The sequence below is a fragment of the Ruegeria sp. ABV3_008 genome, from assembly GCF_056161185.1.
Window position 1 is genome coordinate 159,968 of the sequence record NZ_JBSWYP010000008.1, and the last position, 25,195, is coordinate 185,162.

The following is a 25,195-nucleotide window of genomic DNA, read 5'->3' on the forward strand; positions in this document are numbered from 1 at the left end:
CGCAAGGCGGGTTTCAACGCCCGCCTTGCCCTAACGACGCCTCGGGTTTCACCACATGTTAAGACTATTCCTTGCGGGCCTCGCAATCCTATGCGCCTGCCTAACGGCCAATGCGCAAGAGGCCGGCCTGCAGCCGATCCTGCAAGAGCATCAGGAGATCATCGCCAAAAGCTCGCGCAAGACGATTGGGCCAGCGATTGATGCGATCGCAAGCAGCGGTCTACCGCAAGCGCAGGTGATGCTTGAGACATGGGCCGCCAAAGACGTGTGGATGCGCAAGTCGGACGGCCAGTTCTTTTCAGGTAAAAAGGCCGAGGGCCGCTCGTATGAGCTGACCGATTTCGACACCGGAGAGGTTGTTGGAACGTATCAAAAATCCGACCTGAAACAGCTGAAACCCAATAGCGGCATTCGCGCGATGATCGGGACGGCTTTGGTCCAGTTCCAACTGACCGACCCGGATCGCGCGAAACGTCTGGCCGCCTTAACATCTATCCAACGCGATCCCGAAGGCGCTCTGCTGGAGCCGCTGCGTGCCTCGATTGAGGACGAGCCCGATGCCGATCTGAAAGCGCAGAAGCAACGCCTCGAGCGGTTGCTGACCATCGGCTACGACGAAGATACCGCAACGCGTGTTGCTGCGATTGAAGACATGTCCGACGATCTGGGGGTGGACGTCCGCGCGGCTCTGAACCCTTTGGTCGCGACGAAACGACAGGCGGGCACTGATCTGCCTTCCAATGCTAATATCGCCACTATTCTAGAACCCGGATCGGAAGCCCTGTCGCGGGACGAGTCATATGATCTGTTGGTCGCCAATGACCTTGCCGCACCGCGCACGTCGCCCGATGACATACGCGCCGCATTGGCCGCCAATATAGACGGAGGCCGCGTGGGGGGTATTCCTGTTGCGCAACTGAACTCTGACGCCACGCGTGCTCAGGCTTACGCTGCTCTGGCCGAAGCTGGCCTGGTTCCAGCTTTGATCACCGACACCGATATCGATACCGCGTTAGAAACGCATGTCTTCTTTGAGACCTATACCGAACCTTCACCCGAAGTCACGGCCGCCGCCGAAGAAGCGCTGGACCAGATCGAGTTGAAGGTCGGCTTGAACCAGACCCTCGATCTCACATTGGACGCGATCTCATTGGCATCGATCTATTTCCTCGCGGCCATCGGTCTGGCGATCACCTTCGGCGTGATGGGTGTGATCAACATGGCGCATGGTGAGTTCATCATGATGGGTGCCTACACCGGCTATGTGGTTCAGCAGTTCATCCCCGATCATACACTCTCGATCATCGTCGCCATCCCGATGGCCTTTGCGGTCACCTTCGCCATGGGTGTCGCGATGGAGCGGTTGGTGATCCGCTGGCTCTATTCGCGCCCGTTGGAGACGCTGCTGGCCACGTTCGGCATCTCGATTGCGTTGCAACAGCTGGCCAAGAACATCTTTGGCACGCAGGCCCGCCCGCTAACCGCGCCCGGCTGGCTGGACGGGGCATGGGTGCTGAACGATGTGGTCTCGATCAGCTATATCCGCATCGCGATCTTCGTGCTGGCGATGATCTTTCTGGGACTATTCCTCTACATCATGAAGCGTACGCGGCTGGGGCTTGAGATGCGCGCCGTCACGCAAAACCCACGCATGGCCGGGTCGATGGGCATCAATCCGGGGCGGGTGAACATGCTGACTTTCGGTCTTGGCTCCGGCATCGCCGGGATCGCAGGAGTTGCGATTGGGCTGTTCGCCAAGGTCACATCCGATCTGGGCAGCGACTATATCGTACAGAGCTTCATGACCGTGGTTGTCGGCGGCGTCGGCAATATCTGGGGCGCGCTGGCGGGAGCGGGCATGATCGGTTTCCTGCAAAAGGGGATCGAGTGGATGAACCCGTCGAACACCCTCGCGGCGCAGACCTACATGATCATCTTCATCATCATTTTCATCCAGTTCCGGCCAAGGGGCATCATCGCCCTCAAAGGCCGCGCGGCGGGGGATTGAGCCATGGAACGTAGCTTTGTCGCCAAAAACCCCTCGGTCCTGGTCTTTCTGGCCATCCTGTCCCTGTTTACCTTAGGCGTGACCGTCCTGTCCGAAGGGTTTGGGATCGGAGTGATCTCAACCAGTTTCGTCAAGACGCTGGGCAAGACCCTGTGCCTGTGCCTGATTGCCGTGGCGATGGATTTGGTTTGGGGCTTCACCGGCATCCTCTCGCTGGGGCACTTCGCATTCTTCGGGCTAGGAGGCTACATGATCGGCATGTGGTTGATGTACGAACGCACGCGGCTGATCGTGGTCGAGTCGCTGTCACAAGCCGAAATCCCCCCTACCCCGTCCGAGGTCGTGGACGCTATCGGAACGCAGATTTTCGGCGTGGTCGGATCGTCGGACTTCCCTCTGATCTGGGCCTTTTCCCATAGCCTGACACTGCAACTGATCCTGGTCGTTTTGGTGCCCGGACTTCTGGCGCTGATCTTCGGCTGGCTGGCCTTCCGCAGCCGGGTGACGGGGGTATACCTGTCGATCCTGACACAAGCGATGACGCTGGCGCTGGCGCTCTACCTGTTCCAGAACGACAGCGGATTGCGCGGCAATAATGGCCTATCGGGCTTGCAGAACCTGCCGGGTGTGACCGCCTCGCAGGACGTGGTGTCGATCTGGTTCCTTTGGGCCTCGGCGCTGGCACTTGGCTTGAGCTATATACTCGCGGCTTGGGTTGTATCGGGCAAGTTCGGCTCGGTCATCCGTGGCATCCGCGACAACGAGGCACGTGTGCGGTTCCTTGGCTATTCTGTCGAGGTTTACAAACTGGCTGTCTTCACCCTGACTGCCTGTATCGCAGCCATCGCGGGGGCGCTCTACTACCCGCAGGCCGGGATCATCAACCCCGAGGAAATGGCCCCCATTGCTTCGATCTATCTGGCCGTCTGGGTTGCCATCGGTGGGCGGGGCCGCCTGTACGGCGCAGTCATCGGGGCGGCTTTCGTCAGCCTGCTCAGCACATGGTTCACCGGCGGACAGGCCCCGGATATCCCGCTGGGGTTCTACACGATCAAATGGGTCGACTGGTGGCAAGTGTTGCTGGGCGTCTCCTTCGTACTGGTAACTCTGTTCGCACCAAAGGGTATCGGTGGCCTGTTAGACCTCTGGACCAACCGCCGTGCGCCGCAGCGCCACGGTGCGCCACTTGGGCCTGACGACAGCGCCCTACGCGAAAAGGAGGCAACGGAATGAGCACTCTGTTAGAGGTTAGCGGCGTTTCGGTTACCTTCGACGGGTTCCGTGCCATCAACAATCTCTCCTTCCAGATCGGCGAGGCCGAACTGCGCGCAGTGATTGGCCCGAACGGGGCCGGAAAAACGACCTTCATGGATATCGTCACAGGCAAGACGCGGCCAGACGAAGGCCGCGTGATCTGGGGCGAGAAATCCGTCTCATTGCTGCGGATGAGCGAGGCGAAAATCGCGCAGGCCGGTGTCGGCCGGAAATTCCAGAAACCTACTGTGTTTGAGGACCAAAGCGTTAGAGAAAACCTGCTGATGGCCCTCAAGAACAAACGCGGTTGGCTGGGCGTCCTATTCTATCGCCCCACGAACAGCGACCTGGGAAAGGTCAAGGAACTGGCGGATGAGATCGGCCTGAAGGACGAACTTGACCGTAAATCCGGTGAACTCAGCCACGGGCAAAAACAATGGCTCGAGATCGGGATGTTGCTGGCACAGGAACCACGCCTTCTGCTGGTTGATGAGCCTGCCGCCGGGATGACCCCGCAGGAGCGCGAACACACAACTGATCTGCTGGTTCAAGCCGCCAAGACCCGCGCCGTTGTGGTCGTCGAACATGATATGGAGTTTGTCCGCCGCCTGAACTGCAAGGTCACCGTCCTACACGAAGGCTCGGTTCTGGCCGAGGGGTCTCTGGACCACGTGACATCAAATCAGGACGTCATCGACGTCTATCTGGGGCGCTGACCGATGCTGAAACTGAACGATCTGACCCTACATTACGGCCATTCACAAATCCTCAACGGTATCTCGATGGAGGCCGAGAGGGGTGAGGTGACCTGCGTGATGGGCACCAATGGGGTCGGCAAGACCAGCCTCATCAAGGCAATCTCGGGCACCCATCCCCGCTCTGGCGGGTCGCTGACACTGGACGGAGAAGACCTTGGCCCGCTGCCTGCGCATCAGATGGCCTGGAAAGGTGTCGCTTATGTCCCGCAAGGGCGCGAAATCTTTCCGCTGCTAACAGTGCGCGAGAACCTCGAAACCGGGTTCGCCTGCCTTCCCGCAGCTGAACATTTCGTGCCGGATGAGATCTTTGATTTGTTCCCGGTTCTGGCCCAGATGCAGCATCGGCGCGGTGGAGATCTATCCGGCGGCCAGCAGCAACAGTTGGCGATTGCCCGGGCACTGATCACAAAGCCCCGGCTCTTGCTGCTGGACGAACCTACCGAGGGCATTCAGCCCAACATCATCCAGCAGATCGGTGAAGTGATCCGCCACCTGCGCGATCAGGGTCAGATGGCAATCCTACTGGTCGAGCAATATTTCGACTTTGCCTACGACCTCGCCGACCGGTTTGTGGTGCTGCGTCGGGGCGAAATCCTGCTCGAAGGCCGCAAGCAGGATGTTTCACGGGATCAAGTCCTTCAAGGCGTCTCGGTCTGACCGAGACGATGCTTGTCAGTTGCCGCTGTTGCGACGTTCCAGCCGCTCAAGGTTGACCACGGTCGAAAGCATAAGCCGGTCTTGGCTCCACCCGTCGGTCTCGCGCAAACTGGCCGAGCCCCAAGCTAGGACGATCGCAAAGATCAGGCTGAAAGACAGGACCATCGCATGCAGCGGATGACCCCCTTTGGGTCCGTCCGCCAAAGCGATCACACGCTGTCGCAGCACCCGTTTCGCCTTGTTACCATTGACCAGCGCAACATTCAGGACCTGCGGACGCTCGCGCGAGACCGTGCGGGCGCAATAGTCCAGCAGGCATTTGGCATAGTCCACCGTATCCAGTCTGCGCCTGGCGACAATGGCCTGGTCGCAACCAAGCTCACGCAGCCGCTCAAACTGATAGCGCAGGATGTGATAGGCCGGATTCCAGAAGAACAGCGGGCGCAGAAACTCCAGCACCAGCTCCCATTCGACGTCGCCGCTGCGAACATGCTGGAACTCATGGGCAATCGCGAACCGCAATTCGTGACGATCGTTCAGCAGGTTGCTTGGAAGGATTACGTGACGACGGCGCAGGCCCCGTACGGCAAAGGGAACTTTGATGTGATCCGACAAACGGACATCCACCTTGGCTGAACGTTTCCACAGGAAACTGTCCAAGACCGTCTGACGAATTTGCAGCGCAGCCCAGATCACGCGGATGACCAGCATGGTCAAAACCAATGCCAAAACCGCAAGTGCGGCGATCGCCCAGATTGAGCTACCATCCAAAGCGGCCTCGACCCAGCGCTGGCGCGTGTTCAGCAGCGTTTCAAACTGGGTTGCAGGCAGCGCGATCTCACCCCTCAGATAGGCTGCAACGGCCACGTCGCCGATGGCCATCGGCTGACCTGGCCAGATAAATTCGAACAGATGCGCCGCCCCAAAAGCCAGCAGCGGGCTGAACATAAGGCAAAGCACCAGCGCCCTGAGCAGGCGAAACTGATCGGAATAGGACAGTCGCATCGAGGTTCGAGACAGAACAAATCGAGCTGCGAACCACAACGCGACCGATAGGATCAGAACAAAATTCAGTTCGAGATAGGCATCGAGAACCGGCTTAACCGCTGTCATTTTGCAGTCTCCTTTCTACCAATGCCCGAATATCCTCAAGATCCGCCTCGCTCAGACCCGCATCATCGACCAAACGCGCCACCAGCGAGGCTGGTGTGTTGTCAAACAACGTCCGCGAAAGGTTCTGAAGCGAGCGGGCCTGGTACCGATCCTTGTCCAGAAGCGGGCTGTAGATCAGGGTTTTTCCGTCCTTGCGGCTTTCGACAAAACCTTTTTCGTCGAGAATACGCAGGATCGTTGCACCTGAAGTATAGGCCAGATTCCGTTCCGGTGGCAGGCGGTCCAATACATCACGCACCGAGCCTTCCCCTAGGGCCCAAAGCTCGTTCATGAACTCCAGTTCAACCTCGGTCAGCAGATTTGTCGTCTTTTTCTTTCGCATTGCTCTTGGTGTCGTCATGATTGGTGTGCCTGTCAGACAAGCATCCTTTCGTGTTTTGTCAAAGCCTAAACTTTCCAGAAAACGAAGAAACCCCAGCCGATGGACAGAAACAGCGGTGTCCAGACCGGTTGGCCCACGAAACCGAGCCAGGCCAGAAAGATGTAGGTCGAGCCAAGCAACGTGATGAACAGGCGGTCGCCCAGCGTTGTGGTCAGGCCGAGCACGCCCTTGCGTTCAATGCCATCGCGGAATTTGAACCCCTCCAGCACGCCGATCAGTGCAATGGCCGAAAAGATGCCGACGAACAGAGCCAGTGTGGCTGGCGTCCAAGCCATCCAGAAATCAGGCCACAGCGGATCGGTCCATGAAAAGCCTTTTTCCTCTTGCTGGCCGACGCTGCCCCAACCCGCCTGCTGGGCAAATACCGCAGTGGGCAAGAAGGGAAGGATGATAAGAAGTTTGCGCATATCGAACCTCATACACGTCCCATCGCGAAACCACGCGCGATGTAGTTGCGGACAAACCAGATGACGATGGCGCCGGGGATGATGGTCAGTGTTCCGGCGGCTGCCAGCAGGCCCAGCTCATACCCCGCGCTGGAGGCGGTGCGGGTCATCACGGCGGCGATGGGTTTGGCTTCCACCGCCGTAAGCGTCTTGGCCAACAGCATCTCGACCCACGAGAACATGAAGCAGAAGAACGCCGCCACACCCACGCCCGCTTTGATGTTGGGCAGGAAGATCGTCACGAAGAAACGCGGGAAGGAATAGCCGTCGACATAGGCTGTCTCGTCCAGCTCTTTCGGGATACCCCGCATGAAACCTTCCAAAATCCACACCGCCAAAGGCACGTTGAAAAGCGTATGCGCCAAAGCCACAGCCAGATGGGTGTCAAACAGCCCGATCGAGGAATAGAGCTGGAAGAACGGCAGCGCGAACACCGCAGCCGGCGCCATTCGGTTGGTCAGCAACCAGAAGAACAGCTGCTTATCGCCCAGAAAGCGGTAACGCGAGAACGCATAGGCCGCAGGCAAGGCCACACAGACCGACAGCACCGTGTTGATCGTCACGTAGATGATCGAGTTGATATAGCCCCAATACCACGTCGGATCAGTAAGGATGGTGGTGTAGTTCTCCAGCGTGAAGGTCTGAGGGAACAGAGAAAAGCCCGACAGGATCTCGTTCGTTGTCTTGAAAGACATCGCCACCAGCCAATAGATCGGCAGCATCAGAAACGCGATATAGAGGATCGGAATAAGAGACCGCTTCTTCATTGCGCGTCATCCTTTGTCATCAGAGTGTAGAAGACCCAGCTGACCAGCAGCGTGATGGCGAAGTAGATCAGGCTCATCGCGGCCGCAGGGCCGAGGTCGAACTGTCCCAGCGCGATCTTCACAAGGTCGATCGACAACAGGGTGGTTGAGTTGCCGGGGCCACCGCCGGTCAGAACGAAGGGCTCGGTATAGATGTTGAAACTGTCCATAAAGCGCAGCAGAACGGCGATGGTCAGGACGGTTTTCATTTTGGGCAGTTGGATATAGCGGAACACCGACCACGGGCTGGCACCGTCGATCTTGGCGGCCTGATAATAGGCATCCGGGATCGACACGAGGCCCGCATAGCACAGCAGCACAACAAGCGACGTCCAGTGCCAGACATCCATGACAACGACGGTGATCCAAGCCGACAAAGGCTGTTGCGTCATGTCATAGTTGATGCCCAGAACATCATTCAGGAAGTAGCCCAGCAGGCCGATCTTGGGCAGGGTGAAGATGTTCCACATCGAGCCGACCACGTTCCACGGAATCAGCATCGGCAGGGCCATCAGGACCAGACAGACCGGCACCCAGAACCCTTTGCGCGGCATCGACAGGGCGACGATGATGCCCAAAGGCACCTCGATTAGAAGGATCAGGAAGGTGAACAGGAACTGCCGTCCCAGCGCAGCTTGGAAGCGATCCGAACGCAAGATTTGTTCGAACCAGCCCAGCCCTTCCCAGAAGAACTGGTTGTTGCCGAAGGTTTCCTGCACCGAGTAGTTGACCACCGTCATCATCGGCACCAGCGCGTTGAACGCGACCAGTGCCAACACCGGCAGGACAAAGAACCAGGCTTTTTGGTTTTCTGTTCTCATCAGCTGCGCTCCTCGGTTGCGATCCAGCCGTCGCGGTAAACGCGGGATTGTTCTGGTTTGAATTGCAGGAACACTTGCGACCCCGGTTCAGGCACAGAGTGTTCGGTCACGGCCTTGAGGGCCGTATTGCCGACCATCGCGCTGACCACATAGTGGCGGCCGATATCGGACACTTTGGTGACATGCGCCGGAATGCCGGTATCGCCGAAGCCCACATATTCCGGGCGGATACCCAGATCGGTGCGTCCTCCGTCGCCGTGGGTTGGGCCTTCCAGCATCACTTCATGGCCCTCGAACACGGCCCGGTCGCCCTTGGCCTCGCAGGGCAGAACATTCATGCCGGGGGAGCCGATGAAGTGGCCAACGAAGGTGTGCTGCGGGCGCTCGAACAGCTCAACAGGGGTACCGATCTGCACAACTTCGCCGTCTTGCATCACGACCACCTCATCCGCGAAGGTCAGCGCCTCGGTCTGGTCGTGGGTCACGTAGATCATTGTTGCCTGCACTTTCTGGTGCAGCTCTTTCAGCTTCGAGCGCAGCTTCCATTTCAGATGCGGGTCAATCACAGTGAGCGGTTCGTCAAACATCACCGCGTTCACATCGTCGCGCACCAGCCCGCGCCCCATCGAGATCTTCTGCTTGTTGTCCGGGCTGAGGCCGCTGGCGCGGGTGTTCAGCATATCCGTGACGTCCAGCATCTCGGCGATCTCATCGACGCGCCCCTTGATTTTGGCGGGGTCGACGCCTCGGTTCTTCAGCGGGAAGGCTAGGTTTTCGCCCACGGTCATCGTGTCGTAGATCACCGGAAACTGGAACACCTGTGCAATGTTGCGCTGATCGGGTGGAAGGGCAGTAACAACCTGACCGTCAAACAGAATCTGCCCCTCAGACGGAGTCAGCAGACCTGAGATAATATTCAGCAGAGTGGACTTGCCGCAGCCCGAGGGTCCCAGCAACGCATAGGCCCCACCGTCGCGCCAAGTGACATCGACTTCTTTCAGCGCATAGTCCTCGGGGCCTTTCGGCGCGGGCATATAGCTGTGTCGCAGGTTGGAAAGCTTGATCTGTGCCATGTCAGGCCACCCTTTGGCCGTCTTGGCCGAAATACCGGCAATGCGCCGGGTTCATGTAGAAACTGTGATCCTCACCGACCTGATAGGGGTGAACCCCTGCCGCCAAAGACACCCAGTCGTCGGAGCCATGCCGGAAATGCGCGCTGGAGTCCGATCCCGACAGTTCGGTCACGATCACGCGGCCTGTCAGTTCAACGTCAGCCTCAGATGTCCGGATCGGTGTGACGCGATGAGGGCGCACAGCCACCATGTATTCGCCATCGGCCATGTTCTGTACCGCCCAGCCGCCGCCTCCGGCAAGCTGCGCTTGTGCGCCGGAAACCGTGATGCGGGCGACGTTGATCGGGGGGTCGGAGAATACGCGTGCTGCAGCCAGATTTTCGGGATTTCGGTAGATATCAGCCGTTGGGCCGAACTGCGTGACATACCCATCTTCCATCAGCGCGGTATGACCGCCTAGCAACAGCGCCTCTTCGGGCTCCGAGGTTGCGTAGACCACTACCGCTCCGCGCCCGGCAAACAGATCAGGCAATTGCTCACGCAGTTCTTCGCGCAGCTTGTAGTCAAGGTTGGCCAGCGGCTCATCCAGGAACACGGCGCGGCTTTCTTTCGCAATCGCACGCGCCAGCGCGGTGCGTTGTTGCTGGCCACCGGACAGCTCATGCGGGCGGCGATGTAGCATCGGGCGCAGTTGAAGCAGATCGGCAGCTTCTTCCACGCGCCCTTCGATTTCGGATTTCGCCATGCCAGCCACGCGCAGGGGCGAGGCGATATTGTCGAAAACGGTCATATGCGGGTAGTTCACGAAGAACTGGTGGACCAGGCTGATCTGCCGCTTCTGCGTGTTCAGCTTCGTCACATCCTGCCCATCCATGAAGACCTTGCCCGAGGCAATTGGGTCCAACCCGGCCATCATCTTGATCAGAGAGGTCTTGCCCGATCCCGTCGCGCCCAGCAGCACATTGAAATGGCCGGTCTGCAGTGTCAGGGATGTGGGTTTGATATGGATGACGTTCCCGACCCGTTTGGTCGCGTCTTTAAGTTCGATCATGTCCGTGAATTCCGATCCCGCAGCGCGATGCGCTGTCTTGGTCTTGGGATGGGGATGCCGCAATCGGCACCCCCGGTTTCAATCGCTTACTGAGACTGCCAGCGCTGAACCAGTTCGTCGTAGTTGACGGTCTGGCCTTGCGGCTTTTCGTTCTCAAGCTTGGCCTTGGGCGAGCCCTCTTTCTCCAGCCAGAAGGCAGGATCCTGCGGCTCGTTCAGACGTGGACCACAGCCGCCGTAGACGCCGGCGCTTTCATCCGCGGCCTGCATACGGGCCATAGTGATGTCCATTTCCTCGGCTAGGCGATCCATCGCCTCTTGCGGGGTGAAGGCGCCCGAGTTCACGTCACCGATCTGCTGCCACCAGATTTGGGCCAGCTTCGGATAATCCGGCACGTTGATGCCGGTCGGCGACCATGCCACACGGTCAGGCGAGCGGTAGAACTCGACCAGACCACCCAGCTTGGGTGCGCGTTCAGTGAACGACTCGTGGTTGACCGAACTGTCGCGGATGAAGGTCAAACCAACATGGGACTTCTTCACGTCAACAGTCTTCGACGTCACGAACTGAGCATAGAGCCAGGCCGCCTGAGCACGATCCTCGGGGGTCGATTTAAGGAACGTCCAGGAACCCACGTCTTGGTAGCCGACCTTCTGGCCTTCTTCCCAATAGGGGCCGTGCGGGCTGGGCGCCATCCGCCACAGCGGCGTGCCTTCGTCGTCCACGGTGTTGTTGCCTTCGGACTTCGGCTTCACCATGTCGGCGGTAAAGGCGGTGTACCAGAAGATCTGCTGGGCCACGTTGCCTTGGCTAAGCGCTGGCAGCGACTGGTAGAAGTCATAAGACGCCGCACCCGGAGGAGCGTATGCCCGCAGCCACTCATCCCACTTGCGGATCGCGTAGACCGCAGCCGGACCGTTGGCCGCACCACCGCGCGAGACGGAGGCCCCGACAGGGTTACAGGTGCCCGCTTCCATGCGGATGCCCCATTCGTCAACGGGGATACCGTTTGGCTCACCCACGTCACCGGCACCGGCCATCGACAGCCACGCGTCGGTCATACGCCAACCCAGGTCAGGTGCGCGTTTGCCGTAGTCCATGTGACCATAGATTGTCACACCGTCGATCTCTTTCACGTCGTTGGTGAAGAATTCGGCAATGTCTTCGTAAGCGGACCAATTGACTGGAACGCCAAGGTCATAGCCATACTTCTCTTTGAAGGCGGCCTTGTTGGCCTCGTCATCAAACCAGTCTTTGCGGAACCAGTAGAGGTTCGCAAACTGCTGGTCAGGCAACTGATACAGCTTGCCGTCAGGACCGGTGGTGAACTGAATGCCCATGAAGTCATCCAGATCCAGCGTCGGCGAAGTTGTCGCCGCCCAGTCGCCTGCCATCATGTCGGTCAGCGGATAGGCCAGTTGCAGGCGCGAGTGCGTACCGATCAGGTCGCTGTCATTGACGTAACCGTCATAGAGGTTCCGGCCCGTCTGCAGCTGGGTCTGAACGGCCTGAACCACTTCGCCCTCGCCGAGTATCTGGTGGTTGACCTTGATCCCGGTGATCTCTTCGAACGCCTTGGTCAGCACCTCGGATTCATATGAGTGCGTTGGAATGCCTTCCGACAGAACGTTGATTTCCATGCCGGCATAAGGCTGTGCAGCTTCGATGAACCACTTCATCTCGCCCATCTGTTCGTCTTTCGACAGAGTCGATGGCTGGAATTCGTCGTCGATCCAACGTTGTGCTGCGGCTTCGTCGGCCCAAACGGGACCGTGCCCCGCAATGACGGCAGCCGCCGCCACTGCGGAAAGTAGATGTCTCCGCATCTGTTTCCTCCCAAAAACTATGGATTCCGGCGCGAACCGGATGGCAACCAACATCAGCGATTTACCGCGCATCTGTCAAACTAAATTTTTAGTAATTGACGCGAGGGCAGAAAAATTCCGCCTTATGTATTGTTATTATTTAATTTTTCTAATCGAGTGCCGTACCGCGTTTTCAGAACCTTGGCGGCAAAAGACCAGATTGGAACCACGTCACAAAGCTGACAATCGAGAAAACAGGTAATCCCGTCGCATTTCGAATATCGGCTGCATAGGGGCACATATTGGTGCATTCCAGAACGATTGCGCCCAGCTCAGGATGGTTTTTTTGCAGCCGCAAAGCCGCCTCGACATTGTCAGCGCGCGCCTTTTCGACATCCAGAGACTCCTCGTTTCCCAGAATCGCGCGCGTGAATTCCTGCCCCCCTTCCGTCGTTCCGATCGGCGTTCCTTCGGGCACTTGTGCTTTTCGCAAATGATCCTCGGTCAGGGTCGAGGCCGAGATGGTCAGGACCCCAGCACGCTTTCCAACTGGGAGGGTGCGATTGACCATCTCAACTTGCATCAAAGACGAGGTCACGACCGGAACCGAAACGGCCTCGGACAATTCTTGCTGGAATAAGGACAAAAAACCGCAATTCGTGGTAATGCCGTCCGCGCCATCGCGAACAAGGTCACGGGCCGCATCGACAAACGCGCTCAACATGCCCTCGGCGCCGCGCCGCACAACAAGGTCAGGCGAGGCATCGCGCACGATCCGATACAGCACCGGAAACGGCCAGGTCGTCGCGTTACCCATGTCGCCCGAAATGCGCGGAAACCGCGCATCGAGCATCAAGATACCCACCGACGCCCCGTAGATGGATTTACCCCCCTGTGCGATCATCTGCCCTCCTCCTGCGTTCTGAGCGTCGAATTCGCCCGACAGTTTCACATCCTCATGCGACTTGCCAACAGCGTTATCCGCTCGTCTGCCGTTCGTCAGGTACCACGCCCTCGGCAAAGGTCTCAATCGAGGTCATCAACTGCGCCAGAAACGCCTGCCCGATGGCGGAGAGCGGGCGGCCTTTGGCGGTGATGACCGCAAGATCCAGCATCACGGGCGGCTGAAACGGCCGGGTTTGATAGCCGTCCTCGCCATCGAAAGACACGGTAAACGGGTCGATTAGGGCTACACCCATGCCCTCCTTGACGAAGCTGAGCAGGTTTTCCGACAAATGCGTGTGGATCTTGGTCCGCCAATCGCACCCAGCCTTCTGGAACACCTCGCGGGTCCGACGGTGTGTTTGATGCTCCGGCCCCATCACGATGAACGGCTCCTTTTCAAGCAGTTCAGGGGTCAGGACCTCGTGCGCGGCCAGAGGGCTGTTTTCGGGAAACGTCGCCAGCGTTTCAAACCGAAAAACCTTTGCATTTAGGGTATCGTGCAGAATGGGCATCTCGACAATGCCGATCTCGAACAGGCCCGACGTCACCCATTCCTGAATTTTCGACGAATATTGCGATTGAAAGCTGACCGACAGATTGGGACGGGATTGCGAGAATCGCGCAATCTCGCGGGGCATGAAGCCGAATGACAGCATATGCGGGGCGGCGACTTGCAACTGACCGGGGTGTTTGTTCTGCAAATCCGTTACGGCCTGCGCCACGTGATCCAACCCGCGCACCACGGTGTCGACCTCACGATAGAGAAGCTCGGCCTCGGGCGTGGGCAGCAAGCGTCCCTTTGTGCGTTCGAACAAGGGCAAACGCGCCTCGCGCTCTAGCTGAGACAGAAGGTTGCTGATGCCCGGCTGTGAAATGCCAAGCACTGACGCGGCGCCGGTGACCGTCCCTGTCTCCATGATCGCGTGAAAAGCCTGTAACTGACGAAATCTGAGGGACATCCGAACATCACTTTTTCTGATAGTATAAGCAAGATATAGTATTTGAAATGATATTCCGGTCAAGGCAGGCTGCGTCCTGACCGGAGGTGGGATGTCTGATCTACAACAGAAAATTACGGGCTATGATCTATGGCATCTTGCGCTGCCGGTGACATCGCGTCGGGATCACGGCATCGGTTCGGTCGAGGGGGTGTGCGAAGTCGTCATCCTCAGACTAACCGCTGAGGACGGCACGCAAGGGTTTGGTGAGGCCTCGCCCTGGTCGGTGTTTACCGGCACGCCCGAGGCCACGTTTGCCGCGCTGGACCGCTATCTGCGCCCGCTGGTTTTAGGCGCGCGCCTGTCCGACCGGGCCGCGATCATGGCCCAGGCCGCCCACGCGGTCGCCCACTGTACCGAAGCCAAGGCCGCGTTGGAGGCCGCGCTGCTGGACCTGACTGGCCGCATCTCCGCCCTACCGGTTTGGGCCTTGCTGGGCGGCAAGTCCCGTGATGCGATCCCACTGAGCTGCTCCATCGCCAATCCTGACTTCGCGCAGGATATCGACCTGATGGCCCGATTGCATGATGACGGCGTTCGGATCGTGAAACTCAAGACAGGGTTCAAGGATCATGCGTTCGACATCATGCGGCTTGAATACCTGGCCCAGAACCACCCAGAAATGGCCGTCCGCGTGGACTACAATCAGGGGCTGAGCATCGAGGACGCCCCGACGCAGGTGCGCGACGTGGCACAGTTTCAACCCGACTTCATCGAACAGCCCGTTCGGGCGCATCACTTTGGCATGATGGCCCAGCTGAAGCAGATGATAGACGTCCCTCTGCTGGCCGACGAAAGCGTCTTTGGCCCCGAGGACATGGAGCGCGCCGCGCGCGAGGGGATTTGCGATGGCGTCTCGGTCAAGATCATGAAGTCTGGCGGTCTGACACGAGGCCAGACGGTCGCCCGCATCGCCGCCACCCATGGGCTGAGCGCCTATGGCGGCGACATGTTCGAAGCAGGCCTGGCCCATCTCGCCGGAACCCACATGATCGCCGCAACGCCCGAGATCACATTGGGCTGTGAGTTCTATCAGGCCAGCTATTTTCTGACCGAAGATATCCTCGAGACCCCTTTCGAGGTGCGGGATGGCCACGTCATCGTGCCGGACGGCCCCGGACTAGGCGGCAGACCGGACGTGGCCAAGCTCAACCACTATGCGGTTGTGAAATCGAGGGCAGCATGAGCGACAAGAAGACCATTGCCATCATCGGTGCCGGGATTGTCGGCGTTTCGGCGGCTGTCTGGTTGCAGCGGGATGGACATGATGTAATTCTGATTGACAAGGTGGGACCTGCCGAGGGGACGTCTCATGGCAATGGCGGGGTACTTGCCTCCTGCTCGATCGTTCCGGTGACAGTGCCGGGCCTGCTGCGCAAAGCCCCCCGCATGCTGTTCAGCCCATCCGAGCCGCTGTTCATGAAATGGGGTTACCTGCCCAAGCTTGTGCCTTGGCTGACCCGCTACCTGAGCCATGCAAAAGCCCACGAGGTAGACCGGATCGCCGCCGCCCTGACCCCGATCATTGGCGACAGTTTGAACGACCACAAAGCCCTAGCCGAAGGGACCGGGGCGGAGAAATGGTTGGTCCCGTCGGACTATCTGTTCCTTTACCGCGACCGGGCTCATTTCGAAGGGGACGCCTTTGGGTGGGGCATCCGGCGCAAGCATGGGTTTCACTGGGATGAGCTCGAAGGGCAAGCCTTGCATGACTATGACCCAGTCTTCAGTCGCGACATCTCATTTGCGACCCGGCTGGCGGATCACGGCCATATCAGAGATCCGGGCCGCTATGTGAAAGACCTTGCCGCCCATGTCGAGGGCAATGGCGGGCGCATTCTGCGCGCCGAGGTTGAGGATGTCATCCGAGATGCGGGCAAGGTAACCGGCGTGCGCGCGGGCGGCGAGACCATCGCCTGCGACACGGCCATCGTCAGTGCAGGCGTCTGGTCCGGGCCTATGGCCAAACGGCTGGGCATCTCGGTCCCGCTCGAAAGCGAGCGCGGCTACCATCTGGAACTGGTCGAACCATCGGCCATGCCTCGCAGCCCGGTCATGGTGGCCTCTGGTAAATTTGTTGCCACACCGATGGATGGGCGCATACGGTTGGCGGGTATTGTCGAATTTGGCGGGCTGGACGCTCCGCCCTCACGCGCGCCTTTTGAATTGCTGCGCAAGAACGCCCGCGCAGCCTTGCCCGGCGTGACATGGAAGGAGGAAATTGAATGGATGGGGCACCGACCGGCCCCTGCGGACTCGATCCCGATCATCGGTGAGGTTCCCGGTATTTCCGGAGCCTACATGGGCTTTGGCCACCACCATATCGGCCTGACCGGCGGCCCAAAAACCGGCCGTTTGCTGGCTCAGATGATCGCAGGGCGCACGCCAAACACAGATACCAGCGTCTACGCTCCAGCACGGTTCGCAACATGAATAATTCGGCTCAAGAAGCCAGCCCAACGCATAACAATAGGGAGACTATCATGAAGAAACTCACTAGCCTTCTCGCGGCAACCGCATTGACCGCCGCCGCAGCCGCCCCCGCCATCGCCGAGAAATGGGACATGCCGATGGCCTATTCGGCCTCGAACTTCCATTCGGCCACGGGTGCTGAATTCGCCAAATGCGTAACCACCGGAACCGGCGGCGAGATTGAGATCGTGACCCACCCCTCGGGCTCTCTGTTCAAGGGCGCCGACATCAAGCGCGCGATCCAAACCGGGCAGGCCCCAATTGGCGAGCGCCTGTTGTCCGGCCACCAGAATGAAAACGCACTGTTCGGCTTCGACTCGATCCCCTTCCTTGCCACGTCCTTCGATGACAGCGCCAAACTGTGGGAAGCGGCCAAGCCCTCGATCGAGAGCCTGCTGGCCGAGCAAAACCTGACGCTGCTTTATGCCGTGCCTTGGCCGCCGCAGGGGCTGTATTTCAAGAATGAGGTGAACTCGGTCGCCGATATGAAGGGCATAAAGTTCCGGTCCTACAACAACGCCACCTCGCGTCTGGCCGAGCTTACGGGCATGCTGCCAGTAACGATTGAAGCCGCCGAGATCAGCCAGGCCTTTGCAACAGGTGTAGCGGACTCGATGGTGTCCTCTGGGTCGACCGGCTATGACCGCAAGGTCTGGGAAAGCCTGAACTATTTCTACGAAGTCGACGCCTGGCTGCCGCGCAACTACGTGATGGTCAATTCGGATGTCTGGTCGGGTGTGTCTGACGCCAATAAGAACGTCATCAAGGCCTGTGCGGAGCTGGCCGAATATGCCGGCAACTGGCGTGCCAAGGAATATACCGGCTTCACACTGCAGGGTCTGCGCGATGGTGGCATGACCGTTGGCCCGGCCTCTGACCAGATGGTGGGTGAGCTAAAAGAAATCGGCGTCACCATGACCAATGAATGGCTTGAGGCTGCAGGCGACGAGGGCAAAGCCATCGTCGATGCGTTCAACGCCGCGCAGCAATAACGCCAAATCGGGCGGCAGGTCCTTCTGCCGCCCGCACCATCTCAAAAAAACAAACCAAGCGGGGACAGTATGGCGGTTATGCGTGGGCTTCGGTCCGTTCTGGATTTCATTTATCAAGCCGCAGGCGTTCTGGCCGCACTGAGCTTGATCGCCATTTTGCTGCTGATCGTGGTGCAGATGCTGGCCCGCTGGACCGGAGAGGTCTTTCCCGGCGCGCCCGACTATGCCGGTTACGCCATGGCGGCCGCGTCCTTTTTGGCTTTCGCCAATGCGCTGAACCGAGGCAGTCATATCCGCGTGTCCATTTTGTTGAACGCCGTGCCGGACGGGTTCAGGCGTGTTCTCGAAATCTGGTGTTTCGCAATCGGTACAGCGGTGATGTGGTATTTCTGCTGGTACGCCTACCGCTTTGTCTATTGGAGCTGGAAGTTCAGCGATGTCAGTCAGGGGCAGGACAGAACCGCCCTGTGGATTCCTCAATCCGCCATGCTGATCGGTGCCGTGATCCTCGCTATCGCCTTGACCGACCATCTGCTCCACGTGCTGTTCAAGGGGGATCACCGCATTACCCCCGATCTGGCAGACCAAAGCCAGGGGGAATGAGCGTATGGAAAACCTTTCGATCATCATCCTGTTCATCTTCGTCCTCTTCACCCTGCTGGGCACCGGCGTTTGGGTCGGCCTTGCCCTGATGGGCGTCGCCTGGGTCGGGATGGAGCTGTTCACGACTCGTCCCGTCGGCGACGTCATGATCACCACGATCTGGTCCGCGTCCTCTTCCTGGACCCTGACCGCGCTGCCCATGTTCATCTGGATGGGGGAAATCCTTTATCGAACGCGACTATCCGAGGATATGTTCAAAGGGCTATCGCCATGGATGGCCCCTCTGCCCGGCGGGTTGGTGCATACCAATATCGTCGGCTGCACGGTCTTCGCTGCAGTGTCCGGCTCATCCGCTGCCACACTGACCACCGTGGGCAAGATGTCGATCCCAGAACTGCGCAAGCGCAACTACCCCGAACGCATGATCATCGGCACTCTGACCGGAGCGGCTACATTGGGCCTGATGATCCCACCCTCGCTGACGCTGATCGTCTATGGTGTCACCATCAATGAATCCATCACCAAACTGTTCTTTGCCGGCATCCTGCCCGGCCTCGTTCTGGCCGCGATGTTCATGGGCTATGTCGCGATCTATTCGAAACTGGGTAAGGACTGGCAGCCCAACGTCGAAGCCAAGCTGAGCTTCCGCGAGAAAATCCACAACTCTCGCTTCCTCTTGCCGGTGATCCTGCTGATTACGGTGGTGATCGGCTCGATGTATTTGGGCTATGCCACTGCGACCGAAGCCGCCGCCTTTGGCGTGATCGGAGGGCTATTGCTGGCCGCCGGTCAAGGCTCGCTCAACTGGAAGACCTTCACCGAAAGCTTGATGGGCGCAACGCGCACCAGCGCGATGATTGCCCTGATCCTTGCAGGCGCGGCCTTCCTGTCGTTGTCGATGGGCTTCACTGGCCTGCCCCGAGGCCTCGCCGACCTCATTGCCGGGTGGGAACTGACACGGTTCGAGCTGCTGATGGTGCTGCTGGTATTCTACATCATTCTGGGATGTTTTCTGGATGGTATCTCCTCAGTCGTGCTGACCATGGCCGTGGTCGAGCCGATGATCCGCGATGCAGGGATTGATCTGATCTGGTTCGGTATCTTCATCGTCGTTGTCGTCGAGATGGCCCAGATCACGCCGCCCATCGGCTTCAACCTGTTTGTGATGCAGGGCATGACCAACCACGAGATGAGCTATATCGCCCGCGCCGCCATTCCGATGTTCCTGATCATGGTGCTGATGGTATTTGTTCTGATCTGGTTCCCTGAGCTGGCCACCTGGCTGCCCGAGAACCTGCGTCAGAGCCCCGGCGGGTAGCGCCGCTTGAACCCGCTACATCTGGCGGCTCGGAACGGCCCCTTGGTACTGGTCGCGGGGCTTGTTGCCGGTCTGCTCTTGCCCAGCCTCGCCGAACCGATGCGCCCGTTGCTGCCGCCGCTCGTCAAGTTGCTGCTTTTCGTGACGGTCCTGCGAATGGAGCCAAAAACGCTCATCGGCTCGCTATCCGATCTGCGTAGCGTGATCCGCACGATTGCGGCACTGCAACTTGCCCTGCCGCTGACCCTATTGGCCATCGGATACACTGCGGGCTGGATGAGTTCGCCGATCTTCCTGTCACTGCTCATCGTCGCCGCAGCGCCCTCGATTTCCGGCAGCCCGAACATGTGCCTGATGATGGGACACCCGGCAGAACACGCAGTGCGCCTTGTGGTGGTGGGAACCGCGCTTTTGCCCCTGACAGCTCTTCCCGTCTTCTGGCTGATGCCAGAGCTAGAGGATATTCGTGCCGTTACCGGTGCCTCGGCCCGCTTGTTCCTGACCATCGCCGTTGCGGCCTCCGCCGCGATCGTCTTGCGCCTGACTGTCCTCAGAAACCCGTCCGCGTCCACGCTCAGCAATCTTGAAGGGTTGGGCGCGATCACCCTGGCGGTCTTTGTCATCGGCCTGATGCCATCGCTCAGCGCGATTGCCCTGGAGGCCCCCGGCATCTCGCTGTTCTGGGTCGCTTTTGCCTGCTTAATCAACTTTGGTGCTCAGATCCTGATGTTCAGCCTATTGCGCAGGCGAAGCCCTCCAGCGCAAGCAACGGCTATTTCCTTGATCGCAGGCAATCGCAATATTGCCCTGTTCTTTGTCGCTTTGCCGCCTGAGGTCATTGCGCCGATCATGGTCTTTATCGGGGCCTACCAGATTCCGATGTACCTGACCCCGACTCTGATGCGGCGACTGTATCGAACGAAAGTGTCTGACCCCTAGGCAGTTCCAATAGCTGCACCCTGTGATTGCCTGAAGAATACGCACTCAGACGTTGTTCGCCCAAAAATTGATCTACACTCGTGGTCCCTTTGCAAGCGCAGCAATCGATCTGTTGCCAACCCCATGCGGCGCGCCCAACTGACTCCTTATGAGCCAGAACCTGACAGTTGTTGTCGTAGAACAAAACCAAGACCGGGCCTTTGCCATCGTGGATGCGCTGAAGGAGTCCGGAGATGTCGATGTGTTCGTGATCGGAAACGCCTCGGGATTGGCGCGCAAGATTGCCACCCACAGCCCCGACATCGTCCTGATTGATATCGACAACCCGTCGCGCGACATGCTCGAGGAATTGACCGTTGCGTCCGGCCCATTGGAGCGTCCCGTCGCCATGTTTGTGTCCGGCGCAGCCGGAGGGATGGCGAAAGCCGCGGTAGAGGCAGGTGTCTCGGCCTATGTGGTCGATGGCCTGCAGGCCGAGCGGATCAAGCCGGTGATCGACACGGCCATCGCCCGGTTTCAGGTGCTGCGCCAGATGCGGACGGAACTGGCCGAGACCCGCCGCGCATTGGAAGAACGCAAGGTGATCGACCGCGCCAAAGGCTTGTTGATGAAGGCCAAAGGCGTGCCCGAGGATGAGGCCTATGCCCTGTTGCGCAAAACCGCGATGAACCAGAACCGCAGGGTGGCCGAGGTCGCCGAGGCGTTGGTTACGGCCTCGGGGTTGTTGTCATGAGGACCGTCACCCTTCCCGTGGCCTACATGCCGCTGGTCGATGCCGCCCCGTTGATTGTCGCGCGCGAGATGGGGTTCGATCACGCCGAGGGCGTTTCGCTGGATCTGCGCCCTGCCCCATCCTGGTCGTCCCTGCGCGACATGCTGGCCTTTGGACATGTTGATGCGGCGCATCTGCTGTCTCCGGTGCCGGTTGCCATGGCCTTGGGACTGGGCGGCATCGCAACACCGCTTTCGGCCGTGTCGGTGCTGTCGATGAATGGAACCGTGATTGGAATTGGCACGCAATTGGCCGGGCGGCTAGCACATCAGGGATATGGCTTTGACTTTGCCGATGCCGCCAAAGCCGGCGCAGCCTTGGCGAAAGCCGCCGGGGACGTTTTGGTCTTTGGCGTCCCCTTCCCTTTCTCGATGCATGTCGAATTGCTTCGCTACTGGGTGGCGGGAACACCGCTGGCCTCGAAAAAGGTGGAAATCCGCACTGTACCACCGCCATTGATGGCGCAGGCCCTCGCCGGTGGAGAGATCGACGCCTTCTGCGTAGGTGAGCCCTGGGGATCCTTCGCGGTCGACGACAATGTCGGCACTCTGCTTCTGCCGGGTCAGGCGATTTGGACATGCGCACCGGAAAAGGTTCTCGCCGTGCGCAACGACTGGGCCGAGACCGAGCCACATCTGCTCGGCAGTCTGATGCGGGCCGTCTGGCGCGCAGGGCGTTGGCTAGCAAGTGAAGACAGCCGCACAACCGCGTCCGAGATGCTGTCGCGCAAATCCTACCTCAACGTCTCGCCCGAACTGATCGACCGCGCCCTGATGGGAGAGTTCACGATCTCCGCCCGCGGCGAACAGCGCCATGTTGACGGGTTCGTCGAGTTCTTTGACGGAGCCGCCACCTTCCCTTGGCGCAGTCAGGCGAAATGGATGGCGCACCAATTGGCGCTGCGAAATGGGTTGGATGTCACAACCGCCGAGCGTCAAGCCGCAAAGGTCTTTCGCAGCGATCTTTATCGTCGTGAACTGCAGGGTTTGGGCGTGGAATCACCGGGCGCCTCGGAAAAACTGGAGGGCGCGCTGCCTACCTCGACTGCTGTGGCCTCAACTCATGGCAGCCTGATTCTACCCCCTAATGTCTTTTTCGACCGGCGCATTTTCGAGCCGACCGGTTAAGATTGCCTAATTTTTTTGCAGCGCAGCAATCGACAACGCTGCATTGCAGAAAAAGTACCGCTGAAATGCCAAAAAGGGATGACGACCCAAACCCGACAAGGCTTAATCGGGTCAACGGCAGGCAACGACGCCCACCGTAAGAATTCGCCCGCCGAAATGGGCATCCACTAAGAGCAGAGCCGCTCGACCACCCGCCAATCCTCCCGGCGGTGTGTGTCGGCGGCTTTTTTGTTTGCCCAAAGCGATTGGGCTGAACCGAAAGGGATCGAGATGAAAAAGCTACTTCTGGGCCTTGTTGCGTCTACCGCGCTTGTCTCTCCGGCATTGGCCGAGCTGGAACTGGAAAAAGACGAGCTGACCTTTGGCTTTATCAAGCTGACGGATATGGCCCCGTTGGCCGTCGCCTACGAACAGGGCTATTTCCTGGAAGAAGGCCTGTTCGTGACGTTGGAAGCGCAAGCCAACTGGAAAGTGCTACTGGACGGCGTGATCGGCGGGCAGCTGGACGGCGCGCATATGCTGGCAGGCCAGCCTTTGGCTGCAACTATCGGTTATGGGACCGAGGCGCATATCATCACGCCATTTTCGATGGATCTGAACGGCAACGGCATCACCGTCTCGAACGAGATTTGGGAAGAAATGAAGCCCAATATCCCAAAGATGGATGACGGTCGCCCGCAGCACCCGATCAGCGCCGAGGCATTGGCTCCGGTCGTTGAGAAGTACAAATCCGAAGGCAAGCCGTTCAACATGGGCATGGTTTTCCCGGTTTCGACCCATAACTACGAGCTGCGTTACTGGCTAGCCGCTGGTGGTCTGCATCCGGGGTATTACAGCCCCGAAAACGTGACTGGTCAGATTGGCGCGGATGTCTTCCTGTCCGTGACGCCTCCGCCGCAAATGCCCGCCACTTTGGAGGCCGGTACGATCTACGGCTATTGCGTGGGCGAGCCTTGGAACCAGCAGGCCGTGTTCAAAGGCATCGGTGTTCCGGTCATCACCGATTATGAGCTGTGGAAAAACAACCCAGAAAAGGTCTTCGGCATCACAGCCGAATTCGCCGAAGAGTATCCGAACACCACTCTGGCCGTGACCAAGGCACTGATTCGTGCGGCGCAGTGGCTGGATGAAAACGACAACGCCAACCGCCCCGAAGCGGTCGAAATTCTGAGCCGTCCGGAATATGTGGGCGCGGATTATGACGTCATTGCCAACTCGATGACCGGCACGTTCGAATATGAAAAAGGCGACAAGCGCGAGGTTCCCGATTTCAACGTGTTCTTCCGCTACAATGCGACCTACCCATTCTACTCGGACGCGATTTGGTACCTGACCCAAATGCGCCGCTGGGGTCAGATCGCTGAGGCCAAGCCCGACAGCTGGTATGACGAAGTCGCCAAGTCGGTCTACAAGCCCGAGATCTACCTTGAGGCCGCGCGCTTGCTGGTCGACGAAGGGCTGGCGAACGAGGCTGATTTCCCGTGGGACAGCGACGGTTACAAAGCCCCGACTCCGGCCGAGGATATCATCGACGGTATCGCCTATGACGGCCGCACCCCCAACGCCTACCTCGAAAGCCTCTCCATCGGTCTGAAGGGCGAGCAGAAAATCGTCGGTTCCGACGTACAAGGTTAATTCCCCAAACGCCGCGCCCGGCCCTCGTCGGGCGCGGACCCCAAAGTGCCCCGCCATCGCAAGGACACATCAGATGACAACGGTCGATCCCGAATTCAACGCAGACGCCGCCCGCGAGGAACGTCGCGCCCGCCTTTTCACCCGCATCAACGCAGCCGACAAGTGGTTCCAGGTGTTGGGACTCAGCTGGGCTACGCCCGTCCTGAAGGCCGCCGCAGGAGACAACCCACGCGCCCAGATGACCGAGATTTGGCGATTGTTGATCGTTCCCCTGCTGTCGATCTGTGCCTTTCTGCTGCTCTGGGCCACGCTGGCCCCGAAAGTACAGACTTCGCTTGGTGCGGTCCCCGGACCCGCGCAGGTTTGGAGCGAAATGGTCAGCCTGAACGAAGACGCACAGGCCAAGGCCGCCAAGCGCGCCAAATTCGAAGCGATGGTCGAAAAGCGCAACCAAAAGTTCATTGATGCCGGTCAGCCCGAAAAGGTGAAGGAAGTCGCCTTTACCGGGGCGCCCTCCTACTACCAGCAAATCTGGACCTCGATCAAAACGGTGTTTTTCGGCTTTCTCATCGCCACAGTGGTCGCCGTGCCGCTTGGCATTGCCGCTGGTCTGTCTCCGACCGCCAATGCTGCGCTGAACCCGCTGATCCAGATCTTCAAACCGGTGTCTCCGCTGGCCTGGCTGCCGATCGTCACCATGATCGTCTCGGCCGTTTACGTCACAAATGACGGCTGGTTCGCCAAGTCTTTCCTGATCTCGGCCATCACCGTCACCTTGTGTTCGCTATGGCCCACGCTGATCAATACGTCGCTAGGTGTAGCCTCCATCGACAAGGACCTAGTGAACGTCTCCAAAGTGTTGAAAATGAACACCTATACCAAGATCACCAAACTGGTGCTGCCCTCTGCCCTGCCGCTGATCTTCACAGGCCTGCGCCTGTCGTTGGGCGTCGGCTGGATGGTTCTGATCGCGGCGGAAATGCTGGCGCAAAACCCCGGTTTGGGCAAGTTCGTCTGGGATGAGTTCCAGAACGGGTCGTCCAGCTCGCTCGCCAAAATCATGGTTGCGGTCTTCACCATCGGCATCATCGGTTTCCTACTGGACCGGGTGATGTACGCGCTGCAATCCCTGTTTACCTTCACGAATAACCGGTGATCGA

24 protein-coding genes are annotated in these 25,195 nt (G+C 59.1%); 14 read left to right on the forward strand and 10 right to left on the reverse strand.

The features are described 5' to 3' along the window. Positions 1 to 55: 55 nt before the first annotated feature. The 4 genes from urtB to urtE are packed head-to-tail and all read left to right on the forward strand — an operon-like array spanning position 56 to position 4,677. Positions 56 to 2,008 carry an urea ABC transporter permease subunit UrtB gene (gene urtB, locus ACXAH8_RS15035; RefSeq protein WP_475219652.1) on the forward strand — a complete coding sequence of 651 codons (1,953 nt, stop codon included), beginning with the start codon at positions 56 to 58 and terminating at the stop codon, positions 2,006 to 2,008. Positions 2,009 to 2,011: 3 nt separating this feature from the next. Next, positions 2,012 to 3,241 carry an urea ABC transporter permease subunit UrtC gene (gene urtC / locus ACXAH8_RS15040; RefSeq protein ID WP_475219655.1) on the forward strand — a complete coding sequence of 410 codons (1,230 nt, stop codon included), beginning with the start codon at positions 2,012 to 2,014 and terminating at the stop codon, positions 3,239 to 3,241. Continuing rightward, entirely contained in the window at positions 3,238 to 3,978 is a 741-nt protein-coding gene (urtD, locus tag ACXAH8_RS15045) for an urea ABC transporter ATP-binding protein UrtD (RefSeq protein WP_170675887.1), read from the forward strand. The genes urtC and urtD overlap by 4 nt, the downstream gene beginning before the upstream one ends. A gap of 3 nt (positions 3,979 to 3,981) precedes the next feature. Then, positions 3,982 to 4,677, forward strand: coding sequence for an urea ABC transporter ATP-binding subunit UrtE (gene urtE, locus ACXAH8_RS15050; protein WP_170643272.1), 696 nt, complete (start codon positions 3,982 to 3,984; stop codon positions 4,675 to 4,677). Between the two features lie 15 nt (positions 4,678 to 4,692). On the opposite strand, the gene ACXAH8_RS15055 is transcribed toward urtE, so the two are convergent. The 10 genes from ACXAH8_RS15055 to ACXAH8_RS15100 all read right to left on the reverse strand — a co-directional run bounded on the left by ACXAH8_RS15055 (position 4,693) and on the right by ACXAH8_RS15100 (position 14,138). Next, positions 4,693 to 5,790, reverse strand: coding sequence for a M56 family metallopeptidase (locus tag ACXAH8_RS15055; protein WP_170720088.1), 1,098 nt, complete (start codon positions 5,788 to 5,790; stop codon positions 4,693 to 4,695). Beyond that, a complete protein-coding gene (locus tag ACXAH8_RS15060; RefSeq protein WP_170378547.1) occupies positions 5,777 to 6,172 on the reverse strand; it encodes a BlaI/MecI/CopY family transcriptional regulator in 396 nt (131 codons plus the stop codon). The genes ACXAH8_RS15055 and ACXAH8_RS15060 overlap by 14 nt, the downstream gene beginning before the upstream one ends. A 65-nt stretch (positions 6,173 to 6,237) precedes the next feature. Next, positions 6,238 to 6,639: a DUF2160 domain-containing protein gene (locus ACXAH8_RS15065; RefSeq protein ID WP_475219659.1), complete on the reverse strand. Its 402-nt coding sequence runs from the start codon at positions 6,637 to 6,639 to the stop codon at positions 6,238 to 6,240. An 8-nt stretch (positions 6,640 to 6,647) separates the two neighbouring features. Beyond that, positions 6,648 to 7,445 (reverse strand): carbohydrate ABC transporter permease, encoded by a 798-nt coding sequence (locus ACXAH8_RS15070; RefSeq protein WP_170378551.1) that lies wholly within the window; start codon positions 7,443 to 7,445, stop codon positions 6,648 to 6,650. Next, on the reverse strand, positions 7,442 to 8,305 hold the full coding sequence (locus tag ACXAH8_RS15075; RefSeq protein WP_085807799.1) for a carbohydrate ABC transporter permease: 864 nt from the start codon (positions 8,303 to 8,305) through the stop codon (positions 7,442 to 7,444). The genes ACXAH8_RS15070 and ACXAH8_RS15075 overlap by 4 nt, the downstream gene beginning before the upstream one ends. Continuing rightward, complete coding sequence (locus tag ACXAH8_RS15080; RefSeq protein WP_475219661.1) at positions 8,305 to 9,378, reverse strand: ABC transporter ATP-binding protein; 1,074 nt, start codon at positions 9,376 to 9,378, stop codon at positions 8,305 to 8,307. The genes ACXAH8_RS15075 and ACXAH8_RS15080 overlap by 1 nt, the downstream gene beginning before the upstream one ends. Position 9,379: 1 nt before the next feature. Next, entirely contained in the window at positions 9,380 to 10,429 is a 1,050-nt protein-coding gene (locus tag ACXAH8_RS15085) for an ABC transporter ATP-binding protein (RefSeq protein WP_170461603.1), read from the reverse strand. 86 nt (positions 10,430 to 10,515) lie between these two features. Then, complete coding sequence (locus ACXAH8_RS15090) at positions 10,516 to 12,255, reverse strand: ABC transporter substrate-binding protein (RefSeq protein WP_170378557.1); 1,740 nt, start codon at positions 12,253 to 12,255, stop codon at positions 10,516 to 10,518. 172 nt (positions 12,256 to 12,427) lie between these two features. Next, on the reverse strand, positions 12,428 to 13,138 hold the full coding sequence (locus tag ACXAH8_RS15095) for an aspartate/glutamate racemase family protein (protein WP_475219662.1): 711 nt from the start codon (positions 13,136 to 13,138) through the stop codon (positions 12,428 to 12,430). Positions 13,139 to 13,211: 73 nt separating this feature from the next. After that, complete coding sequence (locus ACXAH8_RS15100; RefSeq protein ID WP_475219663.1) at positions 13,212 to 14,138, reverse strand: LysR family transcriptional regulator; 927 nt, start codon at positions 14,136 to 14,138, stop codon at positions 13,212 to 13,214. Positions 14,139 to 14,229: 91 nt separating this feature from the next. On the opposite strand from ACXAH8_RS15100, the gene ACXAH8_RS15105 reads away from it, so the two are divergent. The 10 genes from ACXAH8_RS15105 to ACXAH8_RS15150 all read left to right on the forward strand — a co-directional run bounded on the left by ACXAH8_RS15105 (position 14,230) and on the right by ACXAH8_RS15150 (position 25,191). Then, on the forward strand, positions 14,230 to 15,363 hold the full coding sequence (locus tag ACXAH8_RS15105; protein WP_475219664.1) for an enolase C-terminal domain-like protein: 1,134 nt from the start codon (positions 14,230 to 14,232) through the stop codon (positions 15,361 to 15,363). After that, positions 15,360 to 16,610 carry an NAD(P)/FAD-dependent oxidoreductase gene (locus tag ACXAH8_RS15110; RefSeq protein WP_475219665.1) on the forward strand — a complete coding sequence of 417 codons (1,251 nt, stop codon included), beginning with the start codon at positions 15,360 to 15,362 and terminating at the stop codon, positions 16,608 to 16,610. Before ACXAH8_RS15105 ends, ACXAH8_RS15110 begins: the two co-directional genes overlap by 4 nt. 50 nt (positions 16,611 to 16,660) lie before the next feature. Further along, the gene (locus tag ACXAH8_RS15115) at positions 16,661 to 17,641 is read left to right on the forward strand and encodes a TRAP transporter substrate-binding protein (RefSeq protein ID WP_475219666.1); all 981 of its coding nucleotides are present in this window, start codon (positions 16,661 to 16,663) and stop codon (positions 17,639 to 17,641) included. 69 nt (positions 17,642 to 17,710) lie between these two features. Then, complete coding sequence (locus ACXAH8_RS15120) at positions 17,711 to 18,244, forward strand: TRAP transporter small permease (protein WP_170549262.1); 534 nt, start codon at positions 17,711 to 17,713, stop codon at positions 18,242 to 18,244. A gap of 4 nt (positions 18,245 to 18,248) precedes the next feature. After that, the gene (locus ACXAH8_RS15125; protein WP_170461618.1) at positions 18,249 to 19,562 is read left to right on the forward strand and encodes a TRAP transporter large permease; all 1,314 of its coding nucleotides are present in this window, start codon (positions 18,249 to 18,251) and stop codon (positions 19,560 to 19,562) included. 6 nt (positions 19,563 to 19,568) lie between these two features. Beyond that, positions 19,569 to 20,501 carry a hypothetical protein gene (locus tag ACXAH8_RS15130; protein WP_475219667.1) on the forward strand — a complete coding sequence of 311 codons (933 nt, stop codon included), beginning with the start codon at positions 19,569 to 19,571 and terminating at the stop codon, positions 20,499 to 20,501. A 148-nt stretch (positions 20,502 to 20,649) separates the two neighbouring features. Further along, positions 20,650 to 21,234 (forward strand): ANTAR domain-containing response regulator, encoded by a 585-nt coding sequence (locus ACXAH8_RS15135; protein WP_475219668.1) that lies wholly within the window; start codon positions 20,650 to 20,652, stop codon positions 21,232 to 21,234. Then, a complete protein-coding gene (locus ACXAH8_RS15140) occupies positions 21,231 to 22,400 on the forward strand; it encodes an ABC transporter substrate-binding protein (RefSeq protein WP_475219669.1) in 1,170 nt (389 codons plus the stop codon). The genes ACXAH8_RS15135 and ACXAH8_RS15140 overlap by 4 nt, the downstream gene beginning before the upstream one ends. A 270-nt stretch (positions 22,401 to 22,670) precedes the next feature. Beyond that, positions 22,671 to 24,035: a CmpA/NrtA family ABC transporter substrate-binding protein gene (locus ACXAH8_RS15145; RefSeq protein WP_475219670.1), complete on the forward strand. Its 1,365-nt coding sequence runs from the start codon at positions 22,671 to 22,673 to the stop codon at positions 24,033 to 24,035. A gap of 73 nt (positions 24,036 to 24,108) precedes the next feature. Beyond that, entirely contained in the window at positions 24,109 to 25,191 is a 1,083-nt protein-coding gene (locus ACXAH8_RS15150) for an ABC transporter permease (protein WP_170378572.1), read from the forward strand. The last annotated feature ends 4 nt before the right edge of the window (positions 25,192 to 25,195 follow it).